This is a genomic window from Nonlabens sp. YIK11 (genome assembly GCF_001413925.1).
GTDB lineage: Bacteria > Bacteroidota > Bacteroidia > Flavobacteriales > Flavobacteriaceae > Nonlabens.
Window position 1 is genome coordinate 2,484,257 of the sequence record NZ_LBMJ01000001.1, and the last position, 21,002, is coordinate 2,505,258.

General features: G+C 41.1%; 17 protein-coding genes. 4 read left to right on the forward strand and 13 right to left on the reverse strand.

The features are described from left to right. From AAU57_RS11225 to AAU57_RS11265, 8 genes are all read right to left on the reverse strand, one after another. A complete protein-coding gene (locus AAU57_RS11225) occupies positions 1-2,916 on the reverse strand; it encodes a glycoside hydrolase family 3 N-terminal domain-containing protein (protein ID WP_055413755.1) in 2,916 nt (971 codons plus the stop codon). A gap of 135 nt (positions 2,917-3,051) precedes the next feature. Then, positions 3,052-3,534 carry a hypothetical protein gene (locus AAU57_RS11230; protein WP_055412998.1) on the reverse strand — a complete coding sequence of 161 codons (483 nt, stop codon included), beginning with the start codon at positions 3,532-3,534 and terminating at the stop codon, positions 3,052-3,054. Between the two features lie 2 nt (positions 3,535-3,536). Continuing rightward, positions 3,537-3,737 (reverse strand): hypothetical protein, encoded by a 201-nt coding sequence (locus AAU57_RS11235; RefSeq protein WP_055412999.1) that lies wholly within the window; start codon positions 3,735-3,737, stop codon positions 3,537-3,539. Between the two features lie 219 nt (positions 3,738-3,956). Next, positions 3,957-4,748: a (Fe-S)-binding protein gene (locus AAU57_RS11245; protein WP_055413001.1), complete on the reverse strand. Its 792-nt coding sequence runs from the start codon at positions 4,746-4,748 to the stop codon at positions 3,957-3,959. Between the two features lie 131 nt (positions 4,749-4,879). Further along, complete coding sequence (locus tag AAU57_RS11250) at positions 4,880-5,314, reverse strand: hypothetical protein (protein ID WP_055413002.1); 435 nt, start codon at positions 5,312-5,314, stop codon at positions 4,880-4,882. After that, positions 5,314-6,684 (reverse strand): (Fe-S)-binding protein, encoded by a 1,371-nt coding sequence (locus tag AAU57_RS11255; RefSeq protein ID WP_055413003.1) that lies wholly within the window; start codon positions 6,682-6,684, stop codon positions 5,314-5,316. The genes AAU57_RS11250 and AAU57_RS11255 overlap by 1 nt, the downstream gene beginning before the upstream one ends. 3 nt (positions 6,685-6,687) lie before the next feature. Beyond that, positions 6,688-7,641: an MlaD family protein gene (locus tag AAU57_RS11260; protein WP_055413004.1), complete on the reverse strand. Its 954-nt coding sequence runs from the start codon at positions 7,639-7,641 to the stop codon at positions 6,688-6,690. A 72-nt stretch (positions 7,642-7,713) separates the two neighbouring features. Then, complete coding sequence (locus AAU57_RS11265) at positions 7,714-8,808, reverse strand: N-acetylmuramoyl-L-alanine amidase (protein WP_055413005.1); 1,095 nt, start codon at positions 8,806-8,808, stop codon at positions 7,714-7,716. 144 nt (positions 8,809-8,952) lie between these two features. On the opposite strand from AAU57_RS11265, the gene AAU57_RS11270 reads away from it, so the two are divergent. Then, the gene (locus AAU57_RS11270; protein ID WP_055413006.1) at positions 8,953-11,667 is read left to right on the forward strand and encodes a putative LPS assembly protein LptD; all 2,715 of its coding nucleotides are present in this window, start codon (positions 8,953-8,955) and stop codon (positions 11,665-11,667) included. A 53-nt stretch (positions 11,668-11,720) separates the two neighbouring features. Here the strand turns inward: AAU57_RS11270 and AAU57_RS11275 are convergent, their stop codons facing one another. From AAU57_RS11275 to AAU57_RS11285, 3 genes are all read right to left on the reverse strand, one after another. Continuing rightward, positions 11,721-13,178: an aminoacyl-histidine dipeptidase gene (locus tag AAU57_RS11275; RefSeq protein WP_055413007.1), complete on the reverse strand. Its 1,458-nt coding sequence runs from the start codon at positions 13,176-13,178 to the stop codon at positions 11,721-11,723. 135 nt (positions 13,179-13,313) lie between these two features. Continuing rightward, complete coding sequence (gene mnmD, locus AAU57_RS11280) at positions 13,314-13,976, reverse strand: tRNA (5-methylaminomethyl-2-thiouridine)(34)-methyltransferase MnmD (protein WP_055413008.1); 663 nt, start codon at positions 13,974-13,976, stop codon at positions 13,314-13,316. Next, positions 13,977-14,537 carry a DUF4920 domain-containing protein gene (locus AAU57_RS11285; protein WP_055413009.1) on the reverse strand — a complete coding sequence of 187 codons (561 nt, stop codon included), beginning with the start codon at positions 14,535-14,537 and terminating at the stop codon, positions 13,977-13,979. Positions 14,538-14,623: 86 nt separating this feature from the next. Here AAU57_RS11285 and AAU57_RS11290 point away from each other — a divergent pair, with 86 nt between their 5' ends. From AAU57_RS11290 to AAU57_RS11300, 3 genes are all read left to right on the forward strand, one after another. Continuing rightward, positions 14,624-15,685, forward strand: coding sequence for a branched-chain amino acid aminotransferase (locus tag AAU57_RS11290; protein WP_055413010.1), 1,062 nt, complete (start codon positions 14,624-14,626; stop codon positions 15,683-15,685). Positions 15,686-15,786: 101 nt separating this feature from the next. Beyond that, a complete protein-coding gene (gene uvrB / locus AAU57_RS11295) occupies positions 15,787-17,787 on the forward strand; it encodes an excinuclease ABC subunit UvrB (RefSeq protein ID WP_055413011.1) in 2,001 nt (666 codons plus the stop codon). 161 nt (positions 17,788-17,948) lie between these two features. Continuing rightward, a complete protein-coding gene (locus tag AAU57_RS11300) occupies positions 17,949-19,910 on the forward strand; it encodes a hypothetical protein (protein WP_156340120.1) in 1,962 nt (653 codons plus the stop codon). A 72-nt stretch (positions 19,911-19,982) separates the two neighbouring features. Here the strand turns inward: AAU57_RS11300 and AAU57_RS11305 are convergent, their stop codons facing one another. After that, a complete protein-coding gene (locus AAU57_RS11305; RefSeq protein WP_055413013.1) occupies positions 19,983-20,408 on the reverse strand; it encodes an Hsp20/alpha crystallin family protein in 426 nt (141 codons plus the stop codon). 109 nt (positions 20,409-20,517) lie between these two features. Then, positions 20,518-20,928 (reverse strand): TerB family tellurite resistance protein, encoded by a 411-nt coding sequence (locus AAU57_RS11310; RefSeq protein WP_055413014.1) that lies wholly within the window; start codon positions 20,926-20,928, stop codon positions 20,518-20,520. Positions 20,929-21,002 lie beyond the last annotated feature (74 nt).

Sequence of the window (21,002 nt, forward strand, 5' to 3'; positions counted from 1 at the left end):
TTACTGGATGATGGAATCGTAAATGATTTGCTGAATGTTGGTCCTGATATTCTCGCTAATGATAAATCGGTTATTAGCATCTGGGTAAACCCTATTGGAAAGGAAAACATAGATAAGTTCCTCTTCTGGATCTGCCCAGGTGTAGGTTCCTGTGAAACCACTATGACCAAAGCTGCTATCACTAGTACAATTGCAGGTGTTCCCTACATCGTCCAAGGATGGTTTGTCAAAGCCTACACCACGACGCACCTTATCACCAGCAAAATATCGATAGTTGAATTTATCAAAGGTCTCACTGCTAAAATAGGTTTTGCCACCATAGGAGCCTTTTTGAAGATACATTTGCATCATCTTTGCTACATCATTGGCATTAGAAAATAAACCTGCATGACCACCTATGCCACCTTGCATGGCAGCGCCTTGATCATGAACATATCCCTGGATTTGCTGCCTACGAAATAAGGTATCATTTTCAGTTGGTACGATCTGATTTTTAGGGAATCGTTTTAATGGCAGGTAACCTGTATGATCCATTCCCATTGAAGCATAGAAATGATTTTGCGTCAATTCATTCAGATCTTTTTTATAATAATCTTCCAAAAAATCCTTGACAATGTAATACGGTAAGTCACTGTATTTATATACTCTTCTTTCCAATAGATCGCTGGTCGCAATTCTATTAAATATGGTGTCTGTTACTAAATTACTCGCATAGAAATGATCTGCCACTTCAATGGGATAGCGATCACTCCTATTTTTAGAGTAAAACTGTTGTAATGGCGTAGCGTCCAAAGTATCTAAAGTATATCTGTAAAAAGGAATCCAAGGTCTCAAGCGAGCATAATGGGAAAGCATTTCCTTAAGCGTAATATCTGATTTATTGGTATTGCGATACTTCTCGTCATAAGCGGAAAGTGGCTTGTCTAGATTGACTACATTACGGTCTTCCAGCTCCATTAACAACGGCAAGGTGGCCATGATCTTGGTAATAGAGGCCATATCATAAATATCCTCAGACATCACTGGGTCTTCTTTACCATAAGTATGACCACCATAATTCTTATCAAAGATCACTTTACCTTTTCTGGCAACTAAAATCTGCATTCCAGGAGCGCCTTTTTTATCGATGGTAAATTGGGCCACGCTGTCAATTTTATTTAAAATCGATTGATCCATTTCAACGCTTGCAGGTGTGGCACCATAAGAAAGTCGTTTGACACCTTTTAATTCCAGTCCATCGCCTACCTTGAAGTTGCCAGAACTTACCGGTAGACGACCGTTGATATCTCTAGCACCAAAAATCATCTGTGCGCTTATTTCCTGGCTCCATTGACTATTTTGATAAGACATCAAAATGGCTTCCATGCCTTTAATATCCTTTAACTGATCCAGCATATAGGGTCTTACAAATAAATCCACAATTACTCTGTGATTTTTACTTATCGCCTTAAGCCAGCTCAATTCTTTTGAGGATAATTTGTAGGATGTCCATGGATTATCGTTGCTACGATGAGCTCCTACGATAACTGTGTTGTACTTAGAAAGATTGCGCAACAAGGTGGCTATATCATTACCTTCTACCCTATCAACCGTCGTGTATTTGTTCAATTGCTTGAAAAAAGCATCACCTGAATCGTCACCTAAATGAACATAGGCGATCTTTTTAGTTTCTAGGTCCTTGATGGGCAATATCTTCTTATCATTCTTTAGCAAGGTAATCGCTTGCTCCATGGCGGACTCATATACCACATCATCCATTTGAGTGTGTAAATCACTAATCAAGTCATCGGTATCGACAGGTGTATAATTATTTAAGCCTACCTGATATTTTGCCATCAGTATTTTTCTTACACTATGCTCCAGTCGTTCTTGGGTAATTTCTCCCTTGTTGATGGCCTCTGCAATCTTGATGATGGCGGTTGGAATATCTTCAGAAATCAGCAAAACGTCATTTCCTGCCTTGAAGGCTGCAAGATCGATATCGCCAGGTTTGCTAAAATTGCTCGCGCCCTTCATATTAAGCGCATCAGTAAAGATCAAGCCTTGAAAGTTGAGTTGCTTTTTAAGAAGATCTGTCACTACTTTCTTGCTAATGCTGGTAGGATATCCTGCGCGAAGTTCCAGACTTGGGATATTAAGGTGTGCTACCATGACGCTGGCCAGTCCATGGTCGATAAGGCGTCTGTAAGGATATAGCTCAACACTATCAATGCGCGCTGCGGTAAAACCTACCGTAGGTAGTGTTTTGTGACTATCCTGATCTGTATCACCATGTCCTGGAAAGTGTTTTGCACAAGCTAATGTTCCCGTGCTTTGCATGCCTTTCATAAAGGCAAAAGATTTTTGGGTAACATTTTCCATGTCTTCGCCAAAACTGCGATTCCCAATAATAGGATTATCAGGATTGGTATTGATATCCACATCTGGAGCAAAATTCATATGAACGCCCAGTCGCTTGCAATGCTCACCTATACGTTTGCCCACTTCATAACTGCTGGTAGATGTGCGTGTCGCGCCCAGCGTCATGTTCCATGGGAAAGCATACACACTGTCCAGTCGCATCGCAAGACCCCATTCAGCATCCATAGCAATCATCATGGGCGTTTTTGACGCTGCTTGTAATTCATTAGTCAAATGTGCTTGTTGCAGCGGTCCACCTTTAGAAAAGATAATGCCGCCTATACGGTGATTTTTAACAAGGTTGCGCACACGGTCAACGTGCGCCTTATCCTTGTTTGAAAATAGATCCACCATAAAAAGCTGACCTATTTTCTCCTTTTGGCTTAAAGAATTATAGACACTGTCCACCCATATTTTTTGGGCTTGTGCATCTGTACTTTGTAATGGGTTTGTGGATTGTTGGGAATACGCTTTCGCGAAAGCGAAAACCAAAAACAGCCCTATAATATTCTTCATCATAATCTTCTAAAACGGCTTGTCTGCAAGGGAAATCAAGAATCGTTCCCTACACGGAAATATAGCAATATTGCTAGCCATCCGCCAATGGATGCGGCAGAATTAAAAGATGATATCAACTGTTTTATGAACGGTTTAAAAGAATCTAGAGTGCCAACTCTCAGAAGCTGGAACTTCCCAATGTTCCTTGTATTCACCTACGTTTTGAACGAGGTTATTGAAAACGATGGTGTTAGCGGATACGGATTTAGCCTTGGCCATTTTTTTGAAGTCAGAAAGCTCTTTATAGGCCACGTAAGGTCCGTTTTTGAATGATACATTCATCTTGTCCATCAAATCAATATCAAACTCCTTTTCCACAGCCTGAATAAAACGCACGGAAGCATCTATGGAACATCCTGTGGCTCCAGCTTCTGTTTGATCTAATCCTATGACGATAAAACGATGATATGGAAGATCATAACCTGCTTTCAAATCCTTACCGTGAGCCGTCCATTGCTGTAAAAATGCATCAAGTTGAGGCTTGAGAATTTCTAACTCTTCATCCTTGAAGGTGCGATTTGCTTGATAGATCCATACTCTGGCATCATCAGGAAGTTCTTGAAAGTCTACTAACATAATTAAATTTTTGTGATCTTGTGACGGGATGAGAAACCCATAAAAAAACCAAAGAATATCATATAAAATAAAAACTGGGTCAATTGAAATGGCTCATTATCAAAATAATCCCATAAAGCCATTCCAACGGCGATTAACAATCCACAACTAAAACCGATAGAAAGTACGGAGATCAGAGACCTTTTCTCAACGACTTTTTTCATTGTTCGTTTTTAAGAAAAAATATGAAGTTAAAAACAAAATGATGGAATACCCTAAGAGAAAAATAAAAGCGTTTGTTGATTCAAAATCAATCATGTCTACCCAATAATTAGCGCCGACTAAGAGAGCTGTAGTGATTAAAGAACAGACCACAGAAAACATGATCCTAACCTTTAAAGTTGCTCTATTTTTATTAGTTGCTAAAATTTCCATATTAAACATTACAAATCCTCGGCATTTGCAATCATCTCTGCCACGTCAAGAACTTCTACTTTTCCTTCTTGGTTCGCCGCTTTTATACCGTCACTCATCATGGTGTTACAGAATGGACAAGCAGCAACAATCACTTCAGCACCGGTTTCCAATGCTTCCTCAGTACGCTCGATGTTGATATCCTTTTTGCCTTCTTCTGGCTCCTTGAACATTTGTGCGCCACCAGCGCCACAGCATAAACCATTACGCTTGCTGCGCTTCATTTCTACTAATGCAGCATCCAGTTTTTCAATCAAATCTCTAGGTGCCTCATAGATCTCGTTAGCTCTTCCCAGATAACACGGATCGTGGTATGTAATTTTTTTGCCCTTGAATTTCCCACCTTCAATAGTTAGTCTTCCTGTAGCTATTAAGTCTTTAAGGAATGAAGTGTGATGAATAACCTCATAGTTACCACCTAATTCTGGATACTCATTTTTCAAGGTGTTGAAACAGTGCGGACATGCGGTTACTATTCTCTTAATCTCATAACCATTGAGAACCTCAATGTTCATCATGGCTTGCATCTGGAATAAGAACTCGTTACCAGCGCGTTTTGCTGGATCGCCCGTACAACTTTCCTCTGCTCCCAGAACAGCAAACTCAACGCCTGCTTTGTTCAAAAGCTTTACAAAAGCTTTGGTAATCTTCTTAGAGCGATCGTCAAAACTACCGCTACAACCTACCCAGAATAGGACTTCTGGTTGTTTGTTCTGCGCGATAAATTCGGCTACCGTTGGGACTTTTATTGCTTCACTCATATTGTTTCACATTCAGGGCTTTGTCGAGACGCAGCCTCTGTAAATTTGTAAGGTATGTTGTGTAGTTACGCTTTCGCACTTCGACTGTGCTCAGTGTGAACTTCTGCGTCGCAGAGCTCCTTGAAAGCGAACTATTTATGATTCTTGAACACCTCTATGGTCACTTCTTTCTCTACCAGATGGGTGAACTCGCCCGTGTATCTCGTGGCGCGTACCATGTGGTTGTCAATCCAGTGGTAATTGCCGCCGCGAGGCTTGCCCATCAATAAACTGTGGTATTTGAAACCATGTTTGTTGAGCCAGTTCTCTGTCACTTCTCTATGATCCTCTGTACGTGAGGTGAAAAAACAGATCACGTGCCCGTCATCATACCACTCGTTCAAAGTCTGTAGCGCATCTGGAAACGGTTCGCAGGTAGCCATGCGTTCTGGCTCTTCATTGGGAACATCTTCTGTGATGGTACCGTCAATGTCTATAAGGTAGTTCTTCACGCCTTCTGGCAAAATAGGACTGATTAGTGATCCGTCTTCTGCTTTGGCTTCTATAAAGTTTTTGTCGTCGCTCATTAAATTTCGTTTGCCCAGTTTAATCTATCTTGTTGGTTATAAGGCCATGGCGCTCCATTGTTTTCAATATTGCTCATGGTCACGTTCAATTCAGTTGGTGCAGCGCTGTTTTCCAGCACTAAATATCTTCTCATCTCCATGATGATGCTCAATGGATCTATGCCTATAGGACATGCTTCTACACAGGCGTTACAGGTAGTACAAGCCCAAAGCTCTTCTGTGGTGATGTAGTCATTCAATAAGGTCTTGCCATCATCTTTCCATTCTCCTTCTTTATTGATGATGCTGCCCACATCTTCCAGTCGATCGCGCGTGTCCATCATGATCTTGCGCGGGCTCAATTTTTTGCCCGTGATATTTGCTGGACATTCTGCCGTGCATCGACCACATTCTGTACAGGTGTAGGCGTTGAGGAGCTGTACCTGATTCAAGTCAAAGATATCGTTAGCTCCCAAAGATGCCGGCATCTCGTCCTCTACTCCTGCAGCCGGTGCCGCAAAAGGATCTGCATTAGGATCCATCATTAGTTTTACCTCTGCGGTGACGGCTTCCATGTTAGTGAATTGTCCTTTAGGTGTCAATTTTGCCAACCAAACATTTGGAAACGCCAGCATGATGTGAAGGTGTTTGGACCAGTACAAATAATTTAGGAAAATCAAGATACCTACAATATGCAACCACCAGCAGGCTCGCTCGATGATGTGTAGTGTTTCAAAGCTAAGCCCTGAATACCATGGTGTCATCCAACTACTGATAGGAAAACTACCGGTCACGGTATTGCCATGAACGTAATGCATCGCCGCTTCACTAGTGAACATTCCGTTTAAAACACCATTTTGAATTGCCAGATCGGTGGCGTTCATGGTTAGGAACAATGCCATTAGAACTACCTCAAAATATAGGATGTAATTCGCATCATTTTTAGGCCAGCCTTTTAATTCCCTTGCAAGGAATCTGCGAATATTCATCACATTCCTGCGGATCCAGAAAACGATAACACTTACTAAAACTAGGAATGCCAAAATTTCAAAAGTTGCAATCAAAAAGTCATAGAAACCACCCAGAAATGGAGCAAAGATTCTATGTTGACCTGTCAAACCATCAATGATAATCTCCAGAACTTCAATGTTGATGATGACAAAACCTACGTACACGATGACGTGAAGAAATCCAGCAATAGGCCTACGCACCATTTTAGATTGACCTAACGCAATCTTTGCCATTTGCGACCAGCGTTCTGATTTGCGATCACTGCGGTCGACTTCTTTACCTACTTTGATGTTGCGAATCATCTTACGGATGTTCGTCGCAAAAAAGCCTACCATTCCTATTAACAGGATGGCAAAAATAATATTAGGTATGTACTGCATGAATTATAACTTACGGTCGTCTGGTTCTACGTATTCCTTATTCTTTTTACCAAAAACAGAAATATTGATGTATCGAGTAGGATTTAATTTAATGTCTTGAAGAAGCATTTCTGCCTGGCGTGTGGCGCGTTCAAGATTCGTATAAAGCCTATCGTCTGTCATTAACTTACCTAGCGTTCCTTCACCTTCTGCAACATCATCTAATAGGTTATTGAATTTCCCAACGGTGACTTCCAAATCTTTAACCACACTTGCGATTTGAACTTGTGCTAACGTGTCTGATATTTTGGCAAAATTCTCTGTCGTCTTATTCAGGTTCTTTATGGTACTGGAAAGCTCTTTATCGTTATTGGTTAGGAATTGGTTCGCATTACTGGAAAGACCTTGCACTTGAATCAAGGTTCTATTAAGTTCCTGCAAACTTTGCACGATCGCTTTACGAGTATCTGGGTTAAGTGTTTTGTTTACTGCAGTAAGAACACTGTCTGCACTTACTACCATGTTTTCAATCTTATCCTTTAAAGGAAGAAACTCTTCCATGATCTGACCTTCAATACCGCTATCCGTTTTTGAGATCAAAGTATCACCTGGTTTTGCCAGTCGTGCATCTGACTCAAAGTTAGGAATTATGGCTAGTGCTTTACCACCTATCAATCCAGTGCTGTAAACCGTTGCCGTGCTTTCTTTAGAGAAGTTGAATTTTTCATCCACATGAAATTTTACGATCAATCGCCCACGAGAATCTAGAAAATCGATATCATCGATATTCCCTACAATCAAACCGTTTATGGTCACTGGAGCAGATTTAGTCAAACCTTCCACGTTATTGTAGACCGCATAGAAGGAGCGATCTGCTTTTAAGAGGTTGCGCCCATTCAAGAATGAATAGCCGAAAACAAACAGTGCTATCGCAGCTACCGTTAATAATCCAACCTTGATTTCTTTAGTAAATTTCATTGCATAGCAGTTTCAGCAAATGTAAATATAAGACTTGCCTATATATTAGGACTAACAATTAATTAGCAGTTGCTACAATCTGCGTCTGGTTCCGTTCTCGATGATGACGATGAATGCGGTCTTGTAGCCTTTGTTTACGGCTAGTTCTCTAAGTTCACTAGCCTTTTCCAAAGAATTGGTTTCACCGGTAAAATATCGATAGATATCACCTTCTTTCTCTCTGGAAATAGATGGTAACTTTTTAAAATTGTTGGATTTAGGCGCTAAAGCCTTACTGCTGGCAGCAATCTGGACTTTGTAAACGGCTTTGGAACTCACAGGCTCAATCGCCACAGCACTTGAAGAAGATGCTTTTTGACCTTCAGAAATGGTTGAAACATTGATATCCCTATTCTGCTTATAATCGATGATACCATCATAAATTGACGTGGTGACTGCCTTCTCACCATTAGTGCTAGTCAGGTAATTGCGTTCACTTGTATTGGGTAAAAAACCTATTTCTACCAATACACTAGGCATGTAGCTCTGACGCAAGACGGCAAAAACGTTTTGTTTCACGCCGCGATTGGTACGTTTGACATTTGAAGCCAAGTTATTTTGAATCATCGCAGCCAGGTCGATGCTGTCCTCCATATATATTTCTTGAGTCAATACACTAGTCGCATAGGATGAAGGATCATTAGGATCAAATCCATCGTAGTTTTCTTCATAATCATCCTCTAACAGGATCACGCTGTTTTCCTTCATCACCACGTCAAGATTCTCATTACTACGTCTCAATCCCAGCACCCAGGTTTCATTACCATTTGCACTTTCCTTTTTGAAGGCATTACAGTGAATGGAAACAAAAAGATCTGCCTGCGCCTTGTTGGCAATATCTGCACGCTTCCATAATGGTATAAAAACATCTGTTTTGCGGGTATAGATCACCTCAATATCTGCATGTGCTTCCAGCTTCTTTCCTAGTGCCATGGTCACCTTAAGCGCCACGTCCTTTTCTCGCACGCCACCATAGGAATTACCACCATCGTCGCCACCATGTCCAGCGTCTAGAACTACCTTGAACTTTCGGTTAGGCGGATCGTTCTCATGGGATGCCATAACATTGGCAAAAAGTACCAACGGTGCAGTGAATAGCGCAATAAAGAAATAAATTTTCGTTTTCATAAAAGGACCTCATCGGTTGCAAGAAGGTTGTTTTGAATTCGCTTTCGCGAAAGCGTAAATATCAAAAAAACCCTTAGAAATTATATGTAGTTTTGACTTTTCAAAAACCAGACCAATTCGTTAACGAATATACCCTAGTATAGATTGTATCCCATTTTACGGCATATCATTTTATCAATAGTTTTCTTAACAGGACTACACTGGTGTTATGCACAGGAAAATCCTGTGGTACAACGACCTATACCTATTATTCAGGATTCTGGTAAGGTGGAAACGCCTGTTGTGGTTACTCAAGAGGCCTTGGTAGAGCAGGATTCTACGGCTCAAGACACGACCAAACCCAAAGCTTTTCTTCAATACAAACTAGAATCCAGCGCTAAAGGCTACAACCGTTTTGACCGCAGACAAAATACCTTGACGCTCTATGACCAGGCGATCATTGTGTATGGTGACATACGACTGGAAGCTGGTAAAATCATTATTAATAATAACACGGGCAACGTATATGCTTATGGGATTGTCGAGGATTCTACCAATGCCTATGTGCAAAAACCCATTTTTACACAAGGTGCCAATAAAGTAGAGCCAGATTCTATCATTTTTAATAAAGACACGAAAAAAGCGCTTACCTATAATTCCAAAACGGCTCAAGGAGAATTCAATGTCGTGGCCGAGATTACCAAAAAAGTAAACGACAGTGTCTTTTTTATGCGCAACGCGAGGTTCACCACATCTTCCAATCCCGAGAATCCCGAGTATTATTTCCTAGCGCGCAAGATCAAGTTTGTTCCCAAAAAGAAAATCGTCACTGGCCTCGTGAACATGTACATCGCAGATGTTCCAACGCCGCTAGGATTGCCATTTGCGTTTTTCCCTATGACCAATGAGCGACGTAGTGGTATTATTTTGCCATCTTTTGGTAATGATAACAATCGAGGCTATAACCTGACCAATGGTGGTTACTATTTTGCCATTAATGACTACGTGGATCTAACCGTATTAGGAGACTATTTTACCAATGGTAGTTACGGTGCCCGTGTGGAAAGTAGTTATAGGAAAAGATATAAGTATTCTGGTAGCATCAGGTTTTTACTGGAAGAGTCCATTAGAAGCGAACGAGGTTTTTCAGATTTTGCACAAACCGGTCGTTATAATATTAACTGGCAACACAGTCAGGACGCCAATGCAAGTCCTAATAGCAGATTTAGCGCCAGTGTGAACCTAGGTAGCCCAGATTTCTATAGAAACTCGTTTAATCAAACCAACCAGAGCGCACAGCTTATCAACAACTTGAGCAGTTCCATTAGTTATTCCAAAACTTTCCCAGGAGAACCTCAAGTCAATTTGAACACCACGGTTTCCATTAACCAGAATGTGAATACCAACACCACCAACCTTACCCTACCTACATTTCAAGGTAGTGTTTCCAGGGTATTTCCCTTTGCTAGTGAAGGTGGCCTTAAGAAAGGAATCATTCAAAACATCAACTTACAATATAATGTGAGAGGTGAGAATCGAGCCACTACCACCAACGATAATCTGTTTACTCCAGATATTTTTAAGGATGCTCGTGCCGGTATACAGCATAGCATTCCTATATCGACCAACTTTAAGATTGCGAAGTATTTTAGTGTGAGTACTGGTGCAAGTTTTCAAGAGAATTGGGTTTTTGACACGATTGACCAAACCCTAGTCGCTAATGAAAGTGGAAACCAAGTCATTAGAAGAGATACAATAAGCGGTTTTGATAGTTATCGCACCTACAGCTTCAACGCCAGTCTAGGTACCACCATATATGGTAGTTTTACAAGCTCCAATCCAGAAGCTAAGATTCAAGCGGTACGTCACGTTATAAGACCATCCGTTTCTTATAACATCAACCCAAGTTTTGATCAGTATTATGAAAGGTTATTGAGAGAAGATGGCGTCATGGTGTCTGACGAGGAACGCTTCTTTAGTCGATTTGAAGGTACTTTGTTTGGTGCTCCTGGACGCGTTTTCTCCAGCAATATAGGCCTGAGTATTCAAAATAACCTAGAGGCCAAAGTCTTGGATCCAGATAGTGAAGATGGCGAGCTCAAAAAGAAGCAATGGATCAAGAGTCTTAACATAAGTACGAGCTATAATCTTGCAGGCGATTCCCTGCAACTAAGTCCTTTAAATTTAAGTGGCGTTATTCCTATCTATAAAGACGTGGACTTACAGCTTAATGCCAATTTTGATCCTTACGCTCTAGATGCCAACAATCAAAGAATCAATACGTTCAACATCAACAATGGCGGTAGTTTAGCACGATTGACAAATGCTGGTGCTCGTTTCAATTTTAAACTGGACAGCAAGGATTTTGAGAAAGGCGCTAAAGATGAAGATGACAAGGAAACTAAAGTAGAAAGCACTACCCTGCGCAATGGTGGACGAGCAGATGATTTGTTTGGTGATCCTATCGATCCTGCCACAGGAAACTTTCTGGATGATGAGGAACCTACGCAGCAAGATGTAGATCTGGAGGATAGCCTGTATCGTTTTAAAATCCCGTGGAATTTGAACATTGCCTATACTTTTACGTACAACAATGCACGTAGGCAAAATGAAATAAGCGGTAACAGTATCATGCTTAGTGGTGATGTGGAGTTCTCACCACGATGGAGCATAGGCGGCAACACCGGTTATGACTTTGTAGGTAAAGGTGTTTCCTTTACAACGATAAGGTTTCAGCGAGATCTGGAGAGTTTCCGTATGAGCTTTAACTGGAATCCTATAGGTGTCAACAACAGCTGGTTCTTCTTCATTGGAATTAAGTCTGGTGCCTTGAGTGATATCAAGTACGACCAGCGCAGACAGCCAGATCCAAGGTTCTAAAAACAAAAAACCGCTGCGTCTTGCAGCGGTTTTTTGTTTGTACTATTGAAGCATTATGCTTTTGGCACGTTTTTCAAAATTTCCAGTAGATACTTCCAGAATTTCTGAACAGATCGTATTTCTACGTATTCATCTGGACTGTGCGCACCTCTAATATTAGGACCGAAAGAAATCATGTCCAGATCTGGATAACGTTCTCCTAAAATCCCGCATTCCAGACCGGCGTGACAGGCCACCACTCTAGGTTCTTGTGTAAATAGATCTGTGTAGATACTGGTAGCCACATTGAGGATATCGCTATCTTGTCTAGGTTCCCAACCTGGATAATCTCCAGAAAAGACAACATCTAGATCATTTAATTCCATGACACCACGCACCGTGGCTTTCAGGTCGTCTTTCACACTCTCAACTGATGATCTGGTCAGACAAGCCACTTCGAGTTGTCCATCGCTCAGTTGGATGCGAGCTAGGTTGTTACTGGCCTCAACTAGATCTTCAAAATCTGGGCTCCAGCGATAGACACCATTTTGAATACCCAGAATCATATAGATTAAATGTTTGCTGTCTTCACCATTCAAAACCTCTTTACTGGCAGCATCCTCAATACTGATGGATAAATTAGGTTCTAGCGATTGATACTCTTTTTCAATAGCTGACTTACATCTTTCAAATGAAGCCATGATGTTTTCTAGTTCGCTTTCGCGAAAGCGAACCACACTAACCGCTTCCCTAGGTATGGCATTTCTTAAACTACCACCTTGAAATTCCTGCAAGTGGACCACTCCTTTTTTCTGCATGGCGTCCATCAATCGGGTGATGATTTTGTTGGCATTTCCCAATCCCTTATGGATGTCCATACCACTATGGCCTCCTTTGAGGCCTTTGACGGTGAGCTTTTTTGTTTCAAAGCCTGAGTCCAGACTTTCTAAGGTATAAGTTTTGGTACCTGTGATGTCGATACCACCGGCACATCCTATGTCGATCTCGTCATCTTCCTCGGTATCCAGATTCAACAAAATCTGACCAGTCAAAATAGTTTTGTCTAATTGTTTGGCGCCTGTCATACCGGTTTCTTCATCAATGGTAAACAAGGCTTCTATAGGTGGATGAGCCACATTTCTTGAGGATAGAATGGCCATGATGGCAGCGACGCCTATGCCGTTGTCTGCTCCTAGCGTAGTGCCTTTGGCGGTAACTCGGTCTGTCTTGACTTCCATCTCGATGCCTTGAGTGTCAAAATCAAACTGGGTATCATTATTCTTTTGATGCACCATATCCAGGTGAGATTGAAGGATCACCGTTTTGCGATCTTCCATTCCTGGACTTGCTGGTTTTTTAATGATCACATTACCTATATCATCCTGCAGGACGACTAGGTTCAATGTTTTGGCAAAATCAACCATGAATTGCCTTACTCTTTCTTCTTTCTTTGATGGTCTAGGAACGGCATTTAAATCTGCAAAATGGTTCCATAACGTCAAGGGTTCTAAACTGCGTACCAACTCACTCATAATTCCTTTTTTAGCTTTGTCGTAAAAATAACGGGTAACGACCGCGCAACCCGTGAAGCTTATATTAAATGATGAATGAAAAGCGGTATTCAAATAGCATTTTTGAACCGAAAAACAGTAAATTCAAAATAAAAGTTATGCTTTTGTAGCTCTTAGCATTTCGCGTTTTCCTGGTGGTCCAGGCAATCGTTCTACAAGAAATCCAGCTTCTTGCAAATTGCGTCTTACCTGGCCGGCAGCACAATAGGTCACCAAGACACCACTATTCTTCAACGCTTTAAAAGCTGCTTTAAAAACACTGAGTTCCCATAATTCTGGCTGGGTACGTGGCCCGAAGGCATCAAAATAAACAAGATCAAATTGATTCTCAAATGCTACCGATTCAAAGGTCATTTGTTGTTTAACCAGTTGAAAGCGATCTGAAATGGCCACGTTCTCATCCCATGAAGCTTGATGGATGGATTTGTACAGCTGCTCCTTTTCAATCAAGGAACCATAATCCATAGCGTCGATTTCTTCAATAGTCACAGGAAATGCTTCCATTCCCGTGTAAAGAATCTTCACACTTATTTCATAAACCGCAGTTAGTAAAGCATTCAATCCCGTTCCAAAGCCATATTCTAAAATATGAAGCTCGCTAAGCTCTGGATATTGCCCTAACCAATGTTCCAACCCCATTTTTATAAACACATGGCGCGCCTCTTGAAGCGCGCCGTGTTTAGAATGGTATTGTTCATTAAGATCAGGCATGTGGATGGTTTTGGAACCATCGCCTGTGGTCATGATTTCTCGTTTCACTTATTCTGATTCTTCTGCTGGAGCTGGCACAAAAACGTCTGCACCTTCATAGGTTTCTACCAGTGCGCCATCGGCAACGATGCTTAAGGTGATTTGATCTTCAGTAATATCGTTAATTTCTTCTTGGCTTTTACCACCATCCATTGCATAATGTCTAGCATCTTCTACACTGGTCACGCTTTTAAAAGCTTTTCCTGAAAGCACTACTTCTTTTCCCTGACTGTTTTTAGGCAAAAAGAACCCGTAATCCTTAAAAGTAACTCTAGCCGATTGATCGTCGCCCACAGGTACTTCAATCCAACAACCTTTTTTGGCACAAACTTCATTGATCACCGTGCGTACCTTGACGTTAACCGTATCGTTAGGTTTCAATTGCGAAAACAAATAGGTAAGGTCTCCAGACTTGATGTAGGAGTCTGCAGTCACGTCATCACCATAATTGGTAAAGGCAACTTCTTCCAGCTGGTCTTCATTCACCGCTGGTGTTTCATCATTTTCTTGAGCATCGCGACAACCCACTATTGTCAATGTGATAAAAATTAGAGCAAATAAATGTTTCATCTTTAAAATTTTGGTTTAAAATTAAGAATTTGACAATGTCGATAATAATGGCATAACTACTATCTTTGCAAAAATAGAAATACCCAATGAATCACACTCACCAAATTGCTATTGACAAAGTTCGGAATTCTAAACTTGATTCCACTGATTTTGAGAACCTAACTTTTGGTAAAACCTTTACGGACCATATGCTCGAGTGCACATGGAAAGATGGTAGCTGGAGTAAAGTCGAAATCAAACCTTACGGACCTATCATGGTAGAACCTAGTTGCAAGGTATTTCATTACGGCCAAGCAATTTTTGAAGGTATGAAAGCTTTTAAGGATGAGAATGATGACGTATTTCTTTTCCGTCCAGAAGATAACTGGATACGATTCAACGCCAGTGCCAAAAGACTTGCCATGCCCGAAGTACCAGAAGAAGTATTTATGGATGGTCTTAAGGAATTGGTCAACCTCGATAGAGATTGGGTACGTAAAGGCGACGGTTTGTCCCTTTATTTGAGACCTTTTATGATTGCCAGCGAGAATGGTGTTGCCGCAGCTCCTGCTACAGAATATAAATTCATGATCGTGATGTCACCCGCTAGATCCTACTACAGTGGTGATGTACGCGTTGTTATCGCTACAGAGTACTCTAGAGCGGCAGATGGTGGTATAGGGTACGCAAAGGCTGCTGGTAATTATGCGGCTAGTTTCTATCCCAACAGCCTTGCCATCAAGGAAGGTTACCAACAAATCATCTGGACAGACGCTGCTACCCATGAATATCTGGAAGAAGCTGGAACCATGAATATTTTCGTGCGCATAGGTGATAAATTATTGACCGCACCGCACAACGACCGCATTCTTAATGGTGTGACCCGTCGCAGCATTATCCAGATTGCCAAAGACATGGGAATAGATGTAGAAGAACGTCGCGTAAGCATCAACGAGATCAATGAAGCCGCAAAGAATGGCGAGCTCAAGGAACTCTTCGGTAGTGGTACCGCAGCAGTGGTTGTGCCTATCAAAGGTTACAAGCACAATGACTTTACCTTTGAGTTGCCCGTATTGGAAAATAGCTATTCCAGCCAATTCAAAAAGGCATTAGTGGACATTCAATACAATCGCGCACCAGACCAGCACGGCTGGCGCGTCAAAATCTAATTATAGAAAGCCTCTTTTACAGAGGCTTTTTTTATGCAAGGTGTTTATTTTAACGACGCTTTCGCGAAAGCGAGATTCCAAAAAATCTATTTTTACAACATATGGATTTTAAGATAGTATCAGACTTCAAGCCTACTGGCGATCAACCTAGCGCGATCAAAAAACTGGTGACTGGAGTCAAAGCAGAAGAACGCTACCAAACCCTGCTGGGTGTTACCGGAAGTGGTAAAACTTTTACCGTAGCAAATGTGGTGGAAGAGGTTCAAAAACCTACTTTGGTATTGTGTCACAACAAGACACTGGCCGCACAGCTCTACTCAGAATTCAAGGCATTTTTTCCAGAAAATGCCGTGGAGTATTTTGTGTCCTACTACGACTATTATCAGCCAGAAGCGTTTATTCCTACCAGCGGTACGTACATAGAAAAAGATCTTTCCATCAATGAAGAAATCGAGAAGATGCGACTCTCTACGACTTCTTCCCTATTGTCGGGTCGTCGTGATATTATTGTGGTAGCTTCAGTTTCCTGTCTTTATGGTATTGGAAATCCTGTAGAATTTCAGAAAAACGTCATACGCCTTAATCAAGATCAAGTCATTGCTCGTACAGATCTTTTGAAGCAACTCGTTCAAAGCTTGTATTCCAGAACCACAGCAGAATTTAATCGTGGTAATTTTAGAATCAATGGCGACACTCTTGACGTGTTTCCCAGTTATGCAGATACGGCGTTTAGAATCCACTTTTTTGGCGATGAAATAGAAGAAATCGAACGCTTCAATCCAACAGATGGTCGGGTGATAGAAAAGTATCAAACCATTACCATCTATCCGGCAAACATGTTTGTGACCTCTCCAGATCGTTTGCAGGGTGCAATACACGCGATACAAGAAGACCTGGTAAAGCAAATTGATTATTTTAAAGAAATAGGCAAACCACTTGAAGCAAAACGCTTGCAAGAGCGAACCGAGTTTGACCTGGAAATGATTAGGGAATTGGGCTATTGTTCTGGAATTGAAAACTATAGTAGATATCTAGACGGTAGGATGCCAGGAACACGACCCTTCTGCTTGCTAGATTATTTTCCAGATGATTTCCTGATGATCATTGATGAAAGCCACGTAAGCGTTCCACAAGTTGGTGCTATGTATGGTGGTGACAGATCCAGAAAGGTGAATTTGGTGGACTATGGATTTAGGTTGCCAGCTGCCATGGATAATCGACCTCTAAAATTTGAAGAGTTTGAAGCCTTGCAAAATCAAGTGATCTACGTGAGTGCCACGCCAGCCGATTACGAGTTGGAAAAAAGTGAAGGAATCGTCGTGGAACAAATCATACGACCAACTGGCCTGCTGGATCCCATTATAGAAGTACGACCCAGTCAAAATCAAATTGACGACCTGGTAGAGGAAATTAGATTACGTGAAGAACGTGACGAGCGCGTTCTTGTCACCACGCTTACCAAACGTATGGCTGAGGAATTGACAAAATACCTTTCCCGAATCAACATAAGATGTCGCTACATTCACAGTGATGTCGATACTCTAGAACGTGTGGAGATCATGTCAGATTTACGTAAAGGTATATTTGATGTGTTGATTGGTGTCAACCTCTTACGTGAAGGACTAGACTTACCCGAAGTATCCTTAGTTGCTATTCTAGATGCCGATAAAGAAGGTTTTCTAAGAAACAATAGATCATTGACCCAAACCATAGGTCGTGCCGCTCGTAACGTGAATGGTTTAGCCATTCTTTACGCAGATAAGATTACTGAGAGCATGCAAAAAACCATGGATGAAACCGATTACCGCAGATCCAAACAAATTGAGTACAACACCAAGCACGGATTAACGCCTACGGCGATCAAGAAAAGTCTGGAAAGCGCACTTTCAGGAAAAACCAAAGCAGTTTATGCGATCGAAGAAACCTTGAATTTGCAAGCTGCAGAAGAGGAAGCTACCTACATGTCAAAACCACAATTGGAACAAAAGGTAAGAGATACCCGTAAACGAATGGAAGCAGCCGCTAAGGAACTGGATTTTATGGAAGCGGCACGTTTGCGAGACCAAATTAAAATGCTTCAAGAAAAAATCTCTGAAATATAAATACTGAGAATTAAGAGTAGTTATTCAACGATTATATCAATAATTCAACGTTTATTTTAGACGTTATACAAAATAGAACGTCTAACGTCGCGATCTCGACAAATGCGCTCAAAACCTTAGATACAGAATCTTAACTTCGTTAGCTTAACACCTTGCTAGTTATGAAGTTAAAATTACTTTTTGTCTTAACAATTATTCTTACGATTTCTTTCAATGCAATGGCGCAGGTTGGTATCAATACCATAGAACCAACAGCAGATCTAGAAATCGTTGCAGACGCCAGCCCGATGACTGGGAAATACAATGGGATCATTATTCCAAAAGTAGACGCTCTTCCCGTAACTGGTGATGCCACATTTCCAACTGCGGCGCAAGCTGGACTATTAGTATATCTAAATCCAAGTGCCACGCCAGACGGCACTGAAGGTATCTACATGTTTGATGGAAGTCAGTATATAAAGCTGGAGCCGGCTTCTGCTTCAGGCGCGTTTTATGATAATGGAACTACAAATTTTGCTACGACCACTACGTCTAATGTGCAACGTACTGGTAAAGTAAGTGTAGGCAGCTCATTAAGCACTGGAAAATTTAATGTGGACGTAGTATCTGCGAACAACTCGGCAGATCCAATTGCCATCAAAGTTGAGAATAATAATACCGGAACTGGATCAGTCAACACCTATAGTGCTTACTTAGAAAATAAGAGTACAGTAGGAGGTACCGGAATTAAATACGGAATAAGATCTGAAGTAAGTTCTGCTGGTAACAGCGATCGTGTTGGTATATACAACAATGTAATATCTAGTGGCAGTGCTGCTCGAGGTGTTATTGGAATCAATAATGTTGTTGGTGGAACATCTGGAACTACAGCAATCAATATAGGTATACGTTCAGAAATTGGGACGCCTGCAAGTGACGCCAATAGTTTTGGTATTTACAGTATCGCTAGAGGGAACGACCTTAGAAACAACTATTCTGGATGGTTTCAAGGTGACAAATTTGCTATTAAAAATGAAGATAACTCTGACGGTTACGAAATGCCTACTATCTCAGGAAATGCAGGCCAAGTGTTAATGACCAATGGAACAGACGTTGCTGCATGGACCGATCTTCCAGCTGCTAATAGCTCTCCAGTTTTTTACGGTGAAGGAACATTAAATTCAGCTACAAATACAACAGATGCCATTGAACGATCTGGATCTATTTTACTGAATATGGATGCCAACGTGAGTCCAACTGTTCTTAGTTTGAATAATAGTAATCCAGGGACTGGTAGCGGCAATCGATTTACTATTGATGCCATCAATAATGCAAGTGCCAGCGGTAGTAAATATGGTATCAGAAATAGAGTATCAGCAGATGGTGCTGGATCCCATTTTGGTATTGATAACGATGTCCAGATCAGTGCCGCAGACCAGGTCAATTATGGTATTAGAAACAATATGGGCGTCACCGTAGGAGCAGCATCTACCAATTACGGTATATATACAGAAGCTGGTAATTCAGGCGGTGAAGGCACTATCTACTCCATCTACTCACTAGCTCAAAATAATGGAAGCGAGCCTGCCTACTCTGGATATTTTAGAGGCGATCGATTTGCCATTAAAAATGAAGATGATTCTGATGGGTACGAAATGCCTACTATATCAGGTACCGCAGGCCAAGTCTTAACAACTGATGGCGCTGGAGTTGCGACTTGGAAAGGTGGTTTTGTTTCATCGAGAAACATTTTAAGTGCAAATCAAATCTTAGGGAGCGCTGACACATGGATCAAACTAAATATGAATAATTCTGTAATTAATGCAGGCAATGGTTACAACAGCACAACCAATAGGTTCGAATCTTCAGAGGCTGGAATCTTCAAAGTAAATGCGCAATTCCATAGTACCAATTCTTACGGTAATGATATTTTTACCGGTATTTCCATTTTTGTTAATGGAGTTATTTATGCAGAACACTCTGTCAACCATCATAATAATGGTCAACTTTACCGAAATGTAACTGCGACGGTTGATCTTCCAGCAAATGGATTTATCGAAATATTTGCAAGGAGCTCTGATTCAAATTTTGAAATTGACGGGTCAGGTGTCAAAACCTATTTTGAAGTTCAACGATTGTTTTAAACACAAAAATCCCAGCCTAGCGGCTGGGATTTTTTTTTGGATTCTGCAATTAACAGGCTAATTCAACAATCATTACTTCAAAGAAATCATTCTCTTTGGTTGTGGTAGAGCTTCTTCTTTTTTAGGAAGTTCTATACTTAGAATTCCGTTCTCGTAAGATCCTTGGATTTGATCCTGATTCACGGTTTCTGGTAGGTTGAAACTTCTTTTGAAAGAACGCTTCGTGAATTCCTTTCTGGTGAACTGCTCTGTCTTTTCTTCATTCTCTTCTTGAACCTCAGAAGATATGGTCAAAACGTCCTTATCAACTTCAATCGCGACGTCTTGCTTAGAAAAACCAGGAATGATCATTTCAAGGTGAAAACGCTCGTCGGTTTCCGCGATGTTAACGGCAGGTTGACTTAACGGTAAGGCAGTACCTCCAGAATAATCGTTATTAAACATTTCATCTATTAAAGATGGTAACCAATTGTTTGCTGTTCTATGTGCTAATTTCATAATTGAAAATTTTAGATTAATAATTACACATAGCATTAGTCAAAATGAATACCAAAGCAAAAAAGCGACACAATGTCGCTTTTTACTTCGTATCATACTGTCAAGTTGTCTAATTACTCGTCTCAGAATGGATTTCCAGCAATTCGCTAGGCGGTATCTCACCATGCGGATACTTCTCCATAGTAGATAACAATTTGTTCACCGTCACGCCTCGTATGCCGTAACGCAAGGCGATTTCATGTAAGAGTTGTAGTTCACTATCATCAACGTTACCGTCGATGTGCATCATCAACATCAATCTATGAAAGTGAATGATGCGTTTGACAAATTGCTTAGGTGGTTTTACAGGTTCTTTATCGGGATTTTCCAACATGAAGCGCAGTTGTTCCTCACCTACCTCGATCCGGCTGGCAATTGCCTTGATAAATTCGACTTCTTCCTTTTTAAGATGATCATCAGCGTGTGCCATCGCAATCAATTCTTTCAGGATATCCGTTTTTTCCTGTATGGTGTAGGACATAGCAATCAATGTTTCCGTGAAAATAATCAATCCTTATGAAATTATTAACCCAGGAGCGCATCCTACACCTTTAA